This window comes from Janthinobacterium sp. HH102, assembly GCF_001758625.2.
GTDB lineage: Bacteria > Pseudomonadota > Gammaproteobacteria > Burkholderiales > Burkholderiaceae_D > Janthinobacterium.
The window spans coordinates 3564914-3579994 of the sequence record NZ_CP062062.1; the positions used below are offsets into that span (position 1 = coordinate 3564914).

9 protein-coding genes are annotated in these 15081 nt (G+C 65.0%); 8 read left to right on the forward strand and 1 reads right to left on the reverse strand.

The genetic code is table 11. The features are described 5' to 3' along the window. Window positions 1-20 precede the first annotated feature (20 nt). The 5 genes from JAB4_RS16155 to JAB4_RS16175 all read left to right on the forward strand — a co-directional run bounded on the left by JAB4_RS16155 (window position 21) and on the right by JAB4_RS16175 (window position 8953). Entirely contained in the window at window positions 21-1028 is a 1008-nt protein-coding gene (locus JAB4_RS16155; RefSeq protein ID WP_070218807.1) for an NADP-dependent oxidoreductase, read from the forward strand. A gap of 124 nt (window positions 1029-1152) precedes the next feature. Further along, the gene (locus JAB4_RS16160) at window positions 1153-2310 is read left to right on the forward strand and encodes an ABC transporter substrate-binding protein (protein ID WP_070218808.1); all 1158 of its coding nucleotides are present in this window, start codon (window positions 1153-1155) and stop codon (window positions 2308-2310) included. A gap of 37 nt (window positions 2311-2347) precedes the next feature. Beyond that, on the forward strand, window positions 2348-6016 hold the full coding sequence (locus JAB4_RS16165) for a response regulator (RefSeq protein ID WP_070300251.1): 3669 nt from the start codon (window positions 2348-2350) through the stop codon (window positions 6014-6016). After that, the gene (locus JAB4_RS16170) at window positions 6013-8553 is read left to right on the forward strand and encodes an EAL domain-containing protein (protein WP_070218810.1); all 2541 of its coding nucleotides are present in this window, start codon (window positions 6013-6015) and stop codon (window positions 8551-8553) included. The genes JAB4_RS16165 and JAB4_RS16170 overlap by 4 nt, the downstream gene beginning before the upstream one ends. Before the next feature lie 19 nt (window positions 8554-8572). Continuing rightward, the gene (locus tag JAB4_RS16175) at window positions 8573-8953 is read left to right on the forward strand and encodes a hypothetical protein (protein ID WP_070218811.1); all 381 of its coding nucleotides are present in this window, start codon (window positions 8573-8575) and stop codon (window positions 8951-8953) included. Here the strand turns inward: JAB4_RS16175 and JAB4_RS16180 are convergent. After that, window positions 8944-10449: an anion permease gene (locus JAB4_RS16180; RefSeq protein WP_070218812.1), complete on the reverse strand. Its 1506-nt coding sequence runs from the start codon at window positions 10447-10449 to the stop codon at window positions 8944-8946. The genes JAB4_RS16175 and JAB4_RS16180 overlap by 10 nt on opposite strands. Before the next feature lie 288 nt (window positions 10450-10737). Between JAB4_RS16180 and lodA the strand changes: the two genes are divergently transcribed. The 3 genes from lodA (at window position 10738) to JAB4_RS16195 (ending at window position 15067) form a co-directional block, all read left to right on the forward strand. Continuing rightward, on the forward strand, window positions 10738-12948 hold the full coding sequence (gene lodA / locus JAB4_RS16185; protein WP_070218813.1) for a CTQ-dependent lysine 6-oxidase LodA: 2211 nt from the start codon (window positions 10738-10740) through the stop codon (window positions 12946-12948). A 2-nt stretch (window positions 12949-12950) separates the two neighbouring features. Then, entirely contained in the window at window positions 12951-14048 is a 1098-nt protein-coding gene (locus tag JAB4_RS16190) for a tryptophan 7-halogenase (protein WP_070218814.1), read from the forward strand. Between the two features lie 245 nt (window positions 14049-14293). Then, window positions 14294-15067, forward strand: a complete 774-nt coding sequence (locus tag JAB4_RS16195) for a ferredoxin--NADP reductase (protein WP_070218815.1) — start codon at window positions 14294-14296, stop codon at window positions 15065-15067. The last annotated feature ends 14 nt before the right edge of the window (window positions 15068-15081 follow it).

Consider the following 15081-nt stretch of genomic DNA (forward strand, 5'->3'; position numbering starts at 1 on the left):
CCGCATTCAGAGAGAACATCATGCAAGCATTGCAACTTAAAAAATACGGCGGCCTCGATCACGTGGCGTTTGCCGACCTGCCCCGCCCCACGCCCGGCCCCGGCGAACTGCTGGTGCGGGTGCACGCCGTCGGCCTGAACCCCATCGATAACCTGATTCCCAGGGGCGACTTCAAGCCCATATTAAAACTGCGCTTGCCGGCCACCCTGGGCAGCGACCTGGCCGGCGTGGTGATGGAAGTCGGCAGCGGCGTCACGCGCTTCAAGGTCGGCGACGCCGTGTATGCGAGCATTTTCGACACGCCGCACGGCAGCCTGGCCGAATTTGCCGTCGTGCCGGAACAGGCGGCCGCCCTGAAACCGGCCAGCCTCGATTTCGTGCAGGCGGCGTCGATCCCCATGGTGGGCTTGACGGCGTGGCAAGCGATGCACGAGCGCATGCAGCTGCGGCCTGGCCAGAAAGTGTTCATCCCGGCCGGTTCCGGCGGCATCGGCACGTTCGCCATCCAGCTGGCCAGGCACCTGGGCGCCCGCGTGGGCACCACCACCAGCACGGCCAACGTGGAACTGGTGCGCGGCCTGGGCGCCGATGAGGTGGTCGATTACAAGAAACAGCCGTTCGAGGACGTGCTGCGCGATTACGACGCCGTGCTGGGCACGGTGCGCGGCGACGGGCTGGAAAAAGCCTTGCGCATCGTCAAGCCAGGCAGCCGCGTCGTCTCGCTGGTCGGCCCGCCGGATGCGGCCTTTGCCCGCGCGCGCGGCATGCACGTGGTGCTGAAACTGGTGTTCGGCTTACTCAGCCGCAAGATCATCGGCCAGGCGCGGCGGCGCGGCGCCAGCTACGCCTTCCACTTCGTGCGTCCCGACGGCGGCCAGCTGGCGCAGATCGCCGCCCTGCTCGAAGCGGGCACCATCCGCCCCGTCATCGACCGGGTGTTTCCTTTTCTGGAGGCGAAACAGGCGCTGGCCTACCTGGCGCAGGGACGCGCGCGCGGCAAGGTGGTAGTACAGCTGACCGTGCCTTAAACAAGCTGCGCCGCAACGGCTTCGGGCGCCGTGACTATGTGTGAGTTTTTTGTTGGCAATTTCCTCCATACTCGTTGTCAACCCCATGCCTATTGATACCGGTCAACCTCAATAAAGGTAGCTCATGCGCTTTTCCCCGGAATGCTGCTGGCTCGCTCTCACCCTCGCGGCGGGCATAGTCCATGCCGCCGAACCGGGCGTCACCGATACGCACATCCGGCTGGGCATGGTCAATGCCCAGACGGGCGCGGCCTCGGGGCTGGGCCGGGCCATGCTCGACGGCGCGACGGCCGTGTTCCAGGAAGCGAACCGGAGCGGCGGCATCCACGGCCGCAGCATCGAGCTGGTGGTGGCCGACGATGGCTACGATCCGGACCGTGCCATCAGCGAAACGCTCAGTCTGGTCGAGGAAAAACAGGTATTCGCCCTGTTCGGCAACGTGGGCACGCCCACCACCAACGCCGTCATCCCGATTGTGCAGGAAATGAAGGTGCCGCTGGTGGGCGCGTTTACGGGCGCGATGACCTTGCGCCGTCCCGTGGTGCATGAAATCATCAACTTCCGCGCCAGTTACGACGATGAGTCCGATGCCCTGGTGCAGTACTTCGCCAGCCGCGGCATCCAGCGCTTTGGCGTGCTGTACCAGGACGACGGTTTCGGCAATGCCGTGCTCGACGGCACCGTGCGCGCCCTGCAGCGGCGCGGCATGGAACTCGTTGCCAAGGGATCGTTCCAGCGCGGCACGACGGCCGTCAAGGCGGGCCTGGCGGCCCTGATCGGCCACGACCTGCAAGCGGTGATCATGGCCGGCCCCTACACGCCCGTGGCCGCATTCGTGCGCGAGGCGGGCCAGGCCGGGCTGAAGGCGGACTTGGCCACGGTATCGTTTGTCGGTACCGACAGCCTGCTCCAGCTGCTGGGCACGGAAGGCAACAACATCGTGATTTCGCAAGTGGTGCCCCTGCCGGAAGACCGCCAGTTGCCGATCGCCGCCGACTGCGCCGCCCTGCTGGCCCGGCACGTGCCGGCGGCCAGGCTGTCTTTCGTCAGTTTCGAAGGCTGCATCTCGGCCACCCTGATGGTGGCGGCGCTACGCCGCACGGGCGCCGACCTCACGCGCGAGCGCCTGATCCGGAGTTTCGAGACGTTCGACCGGCTCGATCTGGGCGGCTTGCGGGTAACGCTGCGGCCGGACAATCACCAGGCGTCGACGGCCGTTTTCCTGACCCGTATCGCCGACGGCAAAATCGTTCCGGCGGACCTGGCGCCTGGCGCGAAGTGATGCGCGCCCATTTTTGCGGCCCGCCCTGGAGCCTGGCATGAAAATCAGGACCAAGCTGATCATCAGTACCACCGTCCTGCTGGCCGGCGTGGCGGCCATGGCGGCGGCCGGCCTGCTGCTGGTGAAAGGCATCGAAACCCATGTCCATGGCTTGACCGACGAAACGGTGCCGCTGTACACGGACGTGTTGCGCCTGCGCTATACCGTGCAGGATATGGCGTCGGACTTTTTCGAGCTGGGCAAGGCGGAAGACCTGGCGCAGCTGGAGCAGGTATCGAACAAGATCGGCGCCAATATCGAGGCCGCCGAGAGCATCAGCGACGATTTGCGGCGCCATGGCGAATCGCAGGCGCCCCGCTACCACGCGGCCTTCGAACGGGAATTCCAGCGCATGCGCGTCGCCGTGCGCAAGCGCCTGGAAAACGAGGCCTATTACAAGGCGCAGGCAACGGAGATGCGGCAAGTGCTGGCGCGGATCAAGGCCGCCGCCAAGGGCGCGCGCAGCAAGATCCGCGTGGTCGACAGCCAGGCCCAGGCCACGGCCGCCGAAGTGCAGCTGCAAAGCCAGCGCCTGAACCAGAATGCCCGCTACCTGACCGACCTGCGCAAGAGCATCCACGACATGCAGATTGCGCTGGCCGAAACGGAAGCCGTGAAGAACCGTTTCCGCATCGCTCCCCTGCGCGAGCGGCTGACGGCGGCCGTCGCGCACCTGGCGGGAACCAGCGAGCGCGACATCAGCCCCGCCCAGCAGACGCTACGGGCGACCCTGCTGGCCACGGCGCGCCAGATGCTCGATCCCGCCGCCGGCTTGCTGGCCCTGCGCGCCGGCCTGCTGGCCGAAGGCGGCGCCAGCGCGGCGCAGCAGGCGCAATATGCGGCGCTCAAGGAACAGACCAGCACCGCCCTGGCCGCTGCCCACCTGCGCCTGGCCGAGGAGCTCGATCCCATCGAACTGCAGCTGGCCATCGGACGCGCCCGGATGGCCGAGGCCGGCCGCTACATGCGCACCTCGGCCCGCATCGAGGATGCCAGCGGCGAAATCAACCTTGCCGTCGACGCCATCAGCATCGACGTGGGCGAAGTCATGCTCGCCACGGCCGCCGCCGACGTCACCCGGCTGGGCCAGGATATCGCCCGGCGCATCAGCGCCCTGCACCGCGACATGGCCACCATGCAGGCCCTACAGCAAAGCATAGGCCAGCTGGGCTTGCTGGCCGAAACGAGGGTCGTCAACACCTACCTGGACGCCGTGGAGCGCTCGGGACAGCGGCTGGTGCAGGCCAAGGGCAGCGTGCTGGACAGCCAGACGGCGCTCGACGAGGTCATCGACCATGTGCGCGCCTTCGAGCGCGAACAGGCCGCCTATTCCGCGCAGCAAGTGGCGCGCATCACGGGGCAGCAGCAGGATGCGGTGGCCAAGGTGCGCGACGGCGTGCGGCATGCCTTCGTGCTGATCCTCGGCATCGCGCTGGTCCTGCTGCTGGCCTGCGTGGCCATCACGGGCCTGATCAGCGCATCGATCGCCAGGCCGCTGGCGCGTTTGTCCTACGCCATCGCGCATATCCGCGACGGCAAGGCCCTGTCGGTGCGCGTGGCGCAGCACGGCAGCGACGAACTGGGGCAGCTGATCACGGGCTTCAACGGCATGCTCGAGCACGTCGAACAGCGCGACCTGGCGCTGACGCAGGCCAAGGCCGAGGCCGATGCCGCCAACCGCGCCAAATCGGAATTCCTGGCCAAGATGAGCCACGAGATCCGCACGCCGATGAATGGCGTGCTGGGCATGACGGAATTGCTGCAACGCACGGAACTGAGTCCCAAGCAGCAGCGTTTCGTGCACACGGTGCACCGTTCGGGTGAAAGCCTGCTCAGCATCATCGACGACATCCTCGATTTTTCCAAGATCGAGGCGGGCAAGCTGGTACTCGAACACATCCCTTTCGACCTGCGCCAGGTGATCGACGACGTGGTGGCGCTGTTTGCCAACGGCATCCAGCGCAAGGTCATCGAATTTACCTGCCGCGTTGCCTCCGACGTGCCGCAGCACGTGCGCGGCGACCCCGTGCGCCTGCGCCAGATCCTCACCAACCTGCTCAATAACGCCACCAAGTTCACGGAACGGGGCGAAATTTCCGTCGATGTCAGCTGCCCCGCTGCCGGCCGGATCCGCCTGGAAGTGCGCGACACGGGCATCGGCATGGCGCCGGAAGCGGCCGCAGCCGTCTTCCAGCCGTTCCGCCAGGCCGACAGCACCACCTCGCGCAAGTACGGCGGCACGGGACTGGGCCTGGCCATCATCAAGCAGCTGGCGGAAATGATGGGCGGCAACATCGTGCTCCAATCCGTGGCGGGACAGGGTTCCAGCTTCGCCGTCACCGTCGTCGTGGGCGAAGTGGCGCCCGAGGATGCGCCGCCGGCGCCGCCGCCGCGCGTGTCGCTCGATGCCTTGAACGTGCTGATCGTGGACGACCATGCCACCAACCGCAGTATCCTGCTGCAGCACGCGATCGAGTGGCAGATGGCCGCCGCCAGCGCCGCCGACGGCGCCGAAGCGCTGGACCTGCTGCAAGGCGCGCTGCGCAGCGGGCGCCCGTTCGACCTGGCGATCATCGACATGCGCATGCCCGTCATGGATGGCGCCGAGCTGGTGCGGGCGATCAAGGGCGACGCGCGCATGGCGGCGCTGAAAATCATCATGCTCAGTTCGATCGACGCCTCGGCCGAGCTGCGCCAGGTGACGGCGCTGGGCGTGGAATACTGCCTGACCAAGCCCGTGCGGGCGCTGGAATTGCGCCACTGCATCGAGGCCGTCGGCGGCTTCGGCACCCTGGCGCCAGCGACGGCTGCGATACCTGCCACTTCGGCCCCGCCCGCCGCGCCGGATACGGCTGGCGCAGCTCCGGGCCAGGCGCCGCTGCGCATGCTGCTGGTGGAAGACAACGCGATCAACCAGGAAATCGCCCTGGCCATGCTGGAAGACACGGGCTACGAGGCCACGCCGGCCGACAACGGGCGGCGCGCGCTGGCCCTGTGGGAACGCTATCCGTTCGATGTGATCCTGATGGATTGCCAGATGCCGGAAATGGACGGCTTCGAAGCGACGCGGCGCCTGCGCCGCATGGAAGCCCAGCAAGGCCGCAGCCGCACGCCCATCATTGCCCTGACGGCCAACGCCATCCTGGGCGACCGCGAACTGTGCCTGGAGGCGGGCATGGATGACTACCTCGCCAAGCCGTATACGCGCGCCGCCCTGCTGGCCATGCTGGCCCGCTGGCGCCCGCCGGCGGCAGCGGAGACGGCGGCGGAAGCCGTCCCGGCGCAGGCTGCCCCGGCGGCGCCGGCTGAAACAAGCTCCATCCTCGACGCGGCCGCCCTGCAAAACCTGCGCGCCATGCGGCGTCCCGGCCGTCCCGACGTGCTCGGCCGCATCATCGATTTGTTTTACAGCGATGCCCCGCGCCTGCTGGGCCAGCTGGAAGTGGCGGCCGGGGCCAGCGACGCCGCGGCGCTGCAGCTGGCGGCGCACACGCTCAAGTCGAGCTGCGCCAACGTGGGCGCGCTGGGCTTGTCGGCCACCTGCCGTGAAATCGAACAATATGCGCGCGGCAATGACGTCGGCAGCGCGCTGCAGCATATCCGCGGCATCCAGCAAGAACTCGACCGTGTCCTCGCCGCCCTGGCCATTGAGAAGGAAACCCCATGAATACCGCACAGCCCCCGCAAGCCCTGGTCCTGGTGGTCGATGACGACACCATGACGCGCATCCTCGTGACGGAAGCGCTGGAGCCGGAAGGCTTCCGCATCGAGGAAGCGGCCAGCGGCCTGGAAGCGCTGGCCGCCTTCCAGCGCGGCGTGCCCGACCTGATCCTGCTCGACGTCGCCATGCCCGGCATGAGCGGCTTCGAATGCTGCGCACAGCTGCGCCGGCTGCCCGGCGGCGCGCACGTGCCCATCGTCGTACTGACAGGCAACGACGACGATGACTCCATCAAGCAGGCGCTGGAAGCGGGCGCCAGCGATTTCATCTCCAAGCCGATGCAATGGCGGCTGCTGGCGCACCGCTTGCGCTACCTGCTGCGGGCCAGCAGCGCATTAACCGAGCTGAGCCGCATTCAGGAAAGCCTCAGCCACGCGCAGGCGCTGGCCCGCCTCGGCAACTGGGAATACCGGGGCACCGGCGACGACGGCTACTGGTCGCCGGAACTGCTGCGCATCCTGGGCCTGGCCGCCGATTCCGGCCCCACCAGCTTCGACCGTTTGCTGCAATGCCTGCCCGAAGACCAGCGGCCCCTGCTGCTCGAAGCCTTCATGGAACTGCATGCCAACGGCACCAGCTACAGCCTGGAGCACAAGCTGCTGCAGCCCGATGGCGGCGAGTGCATCGTCTTTCACCAGGCCGAAGCCGTGCGCGAAGGCCATCAGGTGCTGCTGATGCGCGGTACCGTGCAGGACATCACGGAACGCAAGCTGCAGCAAAGGCGCATCGAATACCTGGCCAACCACGATGCGCTGACGGACTTGCCCAACCGCCAGTTGCTGAACGACCGCATCGGCCAGGCCATCGCCCACGCGCGCCGCACCCGTTTGCACCTGGCGACCCTGATGCTGGACCTCGACCGTTTCAAGTTCGTCAACGACAGCTATGGCCACCCCGTGGGCGATGCGCTGCTGCAGGAAGTGGCCCGCCGGCTCAAGCTGGCCGTGCGCGAAGGCGACACCGTGGCCCGCCAGGGCGGCGACGAATTCGTCGTCCTGCTGACGGACCTGCCCGACATCGGGACGGCCGAAGAGATCGTGAAAAAAGTGCTCGAGCTGTTCGCCGATCCGGTCGTGCTGGGCGAACATACCTTGCACGTCAGCACCAGTATCGGCGCCAGCGTCTTTCCCTCCGACGGCGACAGCGCCGACATGCTGCTCAAGACGGCCGACGCGGCCCTGTACAGCGCCAAGGACAAGGGCCGCAATGGCTGCCAGTTCTACAACCACAAGATGGGCGTGCTGGTGGAAGAGCGGGCCGAAATCGAACACGCGCTGCACCAGGCGCTGGCGCTGGGCGAGCTGGAATTGCATTACCAACCCAAGGTCGACCTCACCAGCGGCAAGATTTATGGCATGGAAGCCCTGCTGCGCTGGCGCCGCGACGGCATCGGGCTGGTGCCGCCGGACCGCTTCATTCCCCTCGCCGAGGAAACGGGCATGATCGTGCCCATCGGCGAATGGGTGCTGCGCACGGCCTGCGCGCAGCTGGGCGTCTGGCATGCCTACGGCTTTACGCACCTGACGATGGCCGTCAACGTGTCGGCACGCCAGTTCCGCCAGGTCGACATGCCGGAACTGGTGCGCGCAGTGCTGGATGACAGCGGCCTGCCGGCCCATTGCCTGGAACTGGAGCTGACGGAGAGCGTGCTGATGCAGAACCGCGACCTCGTGGTGCGGGCGCTGGAGCAGCTGAAGGAAATCGGCGTCACCCTGTCGCTGGACGACTTCGGCACCGGCTATTCCAGCCTGTCCTATCTGAAGCAATTCCCCATCGACGTGGTCAAGATCGACCAATCGTTCATCCGCGACGTGACCGACAGCGTGGATGGCGCTTCGCTGACCCGCTCCATCATCGCCATGGCCAAGTCCCTGCACCTGACCACGGTGGCCGAGGGCGTGGAAACGGAGGGTCAATTGGGTTTTCTCAATACCAACCGCTGCGACGCCATGCAAGGCTATTACTTCAGCCGCCCCCTGCCCGGCGCCGAGATGGATCTGATGCTGCATGCAGGTACCCATTTGCCGCCCGAGAGCTGCCATGCCGTGGCGCCCCAGCGCGTGCTGCTGCTGGTCGACGACGAGGAGCATATCCTGTCCGCCCTGCGCCGCTCGCTGCGCAAGGAAGGCTACCAGATACTCAGCACCACCAATCCGCAGGAAGCGCTGGAACTGGTCGCCTCGCACGCGGTGGGCGTGATCCTCACGGATGCGCGCATGCCGGGCATGTCGGGCAACGAACTATTGCGCCGCATCAAGGGCGTCTATCCCGAGATCGTGCGCGTGATGCTGTCCGGCTACCCTGAATTGCATTCGGTCACGGCGGCCATCAACGAAGGCTCGGTGTACAAATTCATCACCAAGCCGTGGGACGAAACCCTGCTGAAAGACCACTTGCTGGAAGCCTTCCAGCGTTTCGAATCGGGCGTGCAGCGGCCGCCGCGGGGCCCCCATGGCATCGAGATCAGCAACCGCGCCGCCTAGCGCGCCGCCAGGAGCCATCATGCAGGAGCAGCTGTTCTTCGAAGGCTTGCGCGCCCTGGCCGAAGCGGCCTTTCCCAAGCATTGCGCCTGCTGCAGGCGCGTCTTCGCCACGGCGCACGAGTTCATCGGGCAGACACGGGCGATGCGCCAGAATGTCTCGGGGCTCAAGCAAAGTTTCGATGACAACAACGTGGCCATCGTCGAGGTCTATCGCAATTGCCTGTGCGGCTCGACCCTGATGGATTTCTTTTCGGACCGGCGCGACAAGTCCGAACCATCGCTGCGGCGGCGCCAGCTGTTTGAGCGCCTGCTGCCGCTGCTGCAGGAAAAAGGCATGGAACAGGCCGCGGCGCGCGACTATCTGCTGCAAGTCGTGCGCGGCCAGTTGCCTTACCAGTAGCCGAGCACCTTCCACCACGTCGTGCCGACGACGGCAAAGATCAGCAGTTCCACCACGCACATGATGAAGCCGACCCGCCACCAGTTGCCCATCGTCACGAAGCCGCTGCCGAAGATGATGGGCGAGGTACCCGTCGCGTAGTGGGTCAGGGTCATCATGATGGCCGAGCCGGCCGTCATCATCAGCATGAACGGCACGTGGTATTCGGCGGGAATCAGGTGCAGGCCCACCGTCAGGAAGGCCAGCAGCATGGCGCTGATGTGCGCCGTCGTGCTGGCAAAGAAGTAATGCGAAAAGACAAACACCAGCACGAGGACGCCGGCGATCGGCAGCCAATCCATGCCGCTGGCGACAATCGCCGCCTTCATGCCGGCCGAAAACCAGGCGATCACGCCCGTCTTGTTCAGCTGCTCGGCCATCATGACCAGGGCGCCGAACCACACCAGAGTGTCCCAGGCGCTCTTTTCCGACAGCACGTCGTCCCAGTCGATGGTGCCGGTAATGATCAGCACGAACAAGCCGACAAACGCGACCACCGTCGCATCGAGCGAAAAGGCGGGGCCGAACAGCATGGCGGGCACGTTGGCCCACAGCAGCAGCAACAGGGCGAAGGTGCCCAGCATGACTTTTTCCGGCGGCGACAGCGGGCCCATGCCTTTCAATTGCGCCTTGGCGTAGGTGACGGCGTCGGGCGTGGCTTTCAGTTCCGGCGGCGACAGCCAATAGATGATCAAAGGCATCACCAGCAGGCAGACCAGGCCCGGCAGCAGCATGCACAGGGCCCAGGTGGTCCACGTCAGGTGGAAACTCTGGCCGCTGGCCTTGGCGACGAAATCGACCACCAGCGGGTTCGGCGCCGTGGCCGTCAGGAACATGGCCGACGTGATCGGGTTGGCATGGTAGTTGACGAGGGCCAGATACGTGCCCACCTTCTTTTCCGTGCCCTTGGCCGGGTCCGAATCGAAGGCGTTGGCGATCGATTTCATGACGGGGTGGACGATACCGCCGCCGCGTGCCGTATTACTGGGCGTAAATGGTGCCAGCACCAGTTCGCAAATCGCCAGGCCATAGCCGATGCCCATGGTGCGTTTGCCCAGCAGCGAGATGAACAGCAGGCCGATGCGGCTGCCCAGCCCCGTCTTCTTCAGGCCGCGCGATATCAGAATCGCCACGACGATCAGCCAGATCAGAGGATTCGAGAAACTGCTGAGCGCATCCGTGATGGCGCCCTTGGACGAAGTCGACGTCACCTGCGACAAGGACACGATGACGATGGCCATCATCGCCATCACGCCGATCGGCATGACTTTTAATATGATCGCCAGTATCGTGGTGAGGAAGATCGCCACCAGGCCCCAAGCCTTGGGCGTCAAGCCTTCGGGCGCCGGCAGCAATAGCATGCCGACAAGCAAGGCGGTGCAGATCAGGGCGGGGACAAGGCGGAATGGGACGGCTTCCTTGAAATGCAGGAACAGGTCGCGCACTGTTTTATACATCATGATTTCCTTTACTGGACAGGCATCCGGACGGGCAGTGGCGCCCGCTCGGCTTGTGATAATTCTTTTTAGCAACATCATACAAGCTCATACGCAACCGCCCCGCTCCATTACGCGTGCGCGTGCCAGGAAATTCCCGAATCGTTGACTTGAGCGCTATCACAGGAGCGGAATATATTGACGGCCAGTGACAATGGGTGACTTTTTTGGCAATTTTTCTCTGTATCTTTCCCCGTAGCTGCCGCCAGATATGCCACCAGGATTGCCAACCTTTCAGGGGAAAACTTGATGAATAGCACGGAACAGTATTCGATCCACCCATCCATCGGCATCGCCCGCGTGGGCAACAGCCATGATTCGTTCTATCTGGCGCCGGAAACCATCGGCGGGCTGCCGGTCGAAGCGGACGGCAACAACGATCCGCTGCTGGCCGATGGCAAGCCGGTCCACGTTGCCCAGTTCAAGGATGCGGCCGGCCGCGTGCGGCGCCAGGCGGCCAGTTTCCGCATCTACAAGTCCGTGGCGGGACGTCCCGGGGAAAAAGTCCTGGTCGACCTGCAAGACCCGAGCATTGCCAAAATCGAGTGGACAGTGCACGTGGCTAACAAGAAGGCGGCCTGGTGGAACTTCATCCCCCTGCTGGGCGACCTGATGTTTGGCCCGTACAACAGCTATGAAACCTGGGAAAATACGCCGCCCGCCTGGAACCTCACGCCCACGTCCTGGACCAATCTGCGCAACAGCGACGTCACGGGAGAGGCGGCACGGCAAAAACTGATCGTCGATCCGGGACCGCGCACCCTCGACGCGCCGCTGGGCAAGGCCCAGTTCGACAAGGACGGCGCCGGTTCCTATGCGCACGTGTCCTTCCCCGATCCGCAAGCCATCACGCAAGGCTATCCGGTGCGCACCCTGGGCGAAATGCGCACGGATTCGCGCGGCAACTTGCTGGTGATCGGCGCCTATGGCCGCGCCGGCGGCTCGGAAAGCATCACGGGCTTCGGCGGCGGCGATACGTGGAATGACGACGTGGCCGACGGCCCCGTCAGCGCAACCATCCATTTCAAGGATGGCAGCCCCTCCGTGGAGCTGAAAGCCTGGGTGGTCATCGGCTCGCCGAAGTTCGCGCCAGAACTGGTGAATATTTCCACCTGGGATGACGTCGTGGCCGACATGGCCATCAAATACAAGAACGCGCTGCCCGAGGCCTACGATGCGGCCCGCTGGAGCGGCAGCGATGGCTGGAACCCCGACTATGTCGTCAATTACGCGCAGGACATTCAGCCATTCCTCGCCAGGATAGGCGATTACCAGTGGGTGGCAACGGTGCCGTCGATGACGGCCTTCATCCGCCCCGCCTTCGACGTGGCCGATGCCTCGGAAGCAAACCGGCCCCAGCGGGAGAAATTCCTCAGTTACTTCAGGAAGCCATCGGCCATCCGGCCAGGGACAAAGGAACAGGTGCCGGGTTTTACCGGCGGCCAGGGCGGGCAATTGTTCAGCGCCGCCACCACGGACAATGCCGGCGCGGGCATACCGCTCGTGCCCCTGAATTCGGGCAGCAATTCCGTGCGCAACAACGTCATCAGCAAGTTTTCGGTATTGACGGATACGCAATACTTTGCCTTGCAGCAATGGGCGGCCGGCAAATTCGCCCCCGACGCGCCGGGCCTGGCCTTGCCGGGCATCGACCCGCTCGACCACGCGACCATCGGCAATTGCGTCGGCGAACCCATGTGCCCTGGCATCGAAGTGACGTGGAGCGTGCGCAACCCCATCATCTATGAAAAACCGTACGCCATCCTGCACCGCGTGGATGCCGACTACGCCAAAAACGGCCTCTCGCCGGGCCGCGACGAATGCGAACCGCTGGACTGGAGCGATCCGACCGTCGGCACCGGCTGCGAACCGGGCGACCTGACCAAGCGCATGGCGATTCCATGGCAGGCCGACTTCTATGACTGCTCCGTGCAGATGATCAACTTCGACAATCCGGACATCGTCAAGAATCCCGATACGATGATCCCCGTGCCGCCCACCTACTACGCCTACTGGTGGCCGCCGCAAAGCCCGTGGAACGTGATCAATGGCGCCACCACCAAGGAAGAACAGGCGCTCGCCGGCGTGCCGGCCGGCATGCAGGTGATGTACAGCCGCGGCATGAACAGTTTTTCGCAGATGATCAGCTCCTGGCACTACCTGGGTTTCATCGTGAACCAGAACGAGGATGCAGAATCGGGCCGCCAGTATCCGTACTTTGTCGAAAAGGAGCGCAATCACGCGAAATTCGTGGCTGCCAGCGTGGGGGTCGGCAATGCCAGCAGTTTCATCACGGGCGACGATGCCAACTACCTGCCCGCGTGGTTCCTCAAGGATGAAGATCCGCAGACGGCGCCCGAGAAGGCCTCGCAGCTGTTTGCCAGCGGCGGCGCGCAAGTGGCCCTGCATGACACGCCGAAGAAAATCATGCCGGCCAACCGGCGCCGGTTTTCCCATTGAGCATGTCTTCATCGCCCGACTACGACGTCGTCATTGTCGGCGGCGGTGCCGCCGGCACGGCCGCCGCCCTGACCCTGGCCCGCTACACGGGCTTGCGCATCGCCTTGCTGGAAAAGCAGCTGTTCGACGATTACCGGGCCGGCGAAACGGTCTCGTCGTCCATCTTCTCGATGCTCGACTTTCTGGGCGTGGGCCGCGACCTGCTGGACGGCGCCCAACTGCCCGCGTTTTCCCACGCGGCCGCCTGGGGCAGCGCGGAACTGATGTCGCGCGACGCCGTCTTCAGCAGCCATGGCCACGGCCTGCACCTGGACCGCCGGCATTACGACGCCATCCTGCTGGAGCAGGCGCGCCAGGCGGGCGTGGAGCTGTGGCGTCCCGCCCAACTGGTGCAGCTGGAACACGGCGACCCATGGCGTTTGCGCGTGGCGGCCGGCGGGCAGGAAGTGGACCTGACGGCCCGTTACCTGATCGATTGCAGCGGCAAGCAGGCGGCCATCGTGCGCCAGCGCAAGCGCCCCATCCACACGCAAGACGCGCTGGTGGCGCTGTACGCCTATTATCAGTTGCAAGAACCGCAATTCCTGCCGCACCGCACCCTGGTGGAAACGACGCAGCACGGCTGGTATTATGCGGCGCCCCTGCCCGGCGACCGCGTGGCGCTGGCCTTCATCACGGATGCCGACATCCTCAAGCGCCTGCGGCTGAAAGAGGAAGCGCCCTGGCGCGATGCCGCCATGGGCACGCAGCACGTGCGCGATATCATGCCGCGCCTGCCCGCGCCGAACGCCCTGCGCCACTATGCGATCCACAGCCGCGTGGCCTCGCTGCCGGCGGACGACAACTGGACGGCGGCGGGCGACGCGGCCGCCTGCTTCGACCCCATCTCCTCACTGGGCATCGGTCAGGCCATGGCGTCGGGCATCCATGCGGCGCGGGTCGCGGAAGCCTGCCTGGCGGGCGACCGGGGCATGGCGGCGGGTTACCGGCGCAGCGTCTTCGCCTCGTTTGAAACCTATCTGCAGATGCGGCGCGGCTTCTACGGCGCCGAACAGCGCTGGCCGGAGGCGCCATTCTGGCAGCGCCGGGCCGCGTCCTGATGCCGCCGGCGAAAAACTGAGCCAGGTCAAGAGACCGCATGCCCACCGCCCGTTTCCGGGCGAATTTCAGCCCCGCCTTGCCGTTCGCACTATAATGTCGGCACCGCGTGCGGCAGCATTGGCGGCGATAGACGGTAACAATTTCGTGTGGAGGCCAGTACAATAGCGTCTGGGCCTACACAGGGTTTCACTTTTGCCAGCAGTTGCCAGCAACTAACCATTTTTTTGACCAGCCAACAAATACTATGAGTTCGATGAATGAAGAGCGCGTTTTAAGCGTGCACCACTGGACGGATACCCTGTTCTCCTTTACCACCACGCGCGACCCGTCGCTGCGTTTCTCGAATGGCCACTTCACCATGATCGGCCTGCGCGTCGACGGCAAGCCATTGCTGCGCGCCTACAGTATCGCCAGCGCCAATTACGAAGACCACCTGGAATTCTTCAGCATCAAGGTGCCGGGCGGCCCCCTGACGTCGCGTCTGCAACACTTGCAAGTGGGAGACACCGTCATCGTCGGCCGCAAGCCGACCGGCACCCTGGTCTCCGACTACCTGCTGCCGGGCAAGCGCCTGTACATGCTGTCGACGGGCACGGGCCTGGCGCCTTTCCTCAGCATCGTGCGCGATCCGGACATCTACGAACGCTTCGACGAATTGATCCTCGTGCACGGCGTGCGCCAGGTCGACGAACTGGCTTACCACGACTTGCTGGAAGAACATCTGCCGAAGCATGAGTTCCTGGGCGAAATGGTCAGCGACAAGCTGCGCTACTACCCGACCGTGACGCGCGAAGACTTCCGCAACATGGGCCGCATCACGGAACTGATCGAGAACGGCAAGCTGGCCAAAGACCTGGGCGTGCCGGAACTCAATCCTGCCGAAGACCGCGTGATGATTTGCGGCAGCTCCGAGATGCTGCGCGACCTGAAAGACATGCTGGAAGCGCGTGGCTTCAAGGAAGGCAATACCTCGACGCCTGGCGACTTCGTTGTCGAGCGCGCATTCGCCGAGAAGTAATCGAGAGCAAATCC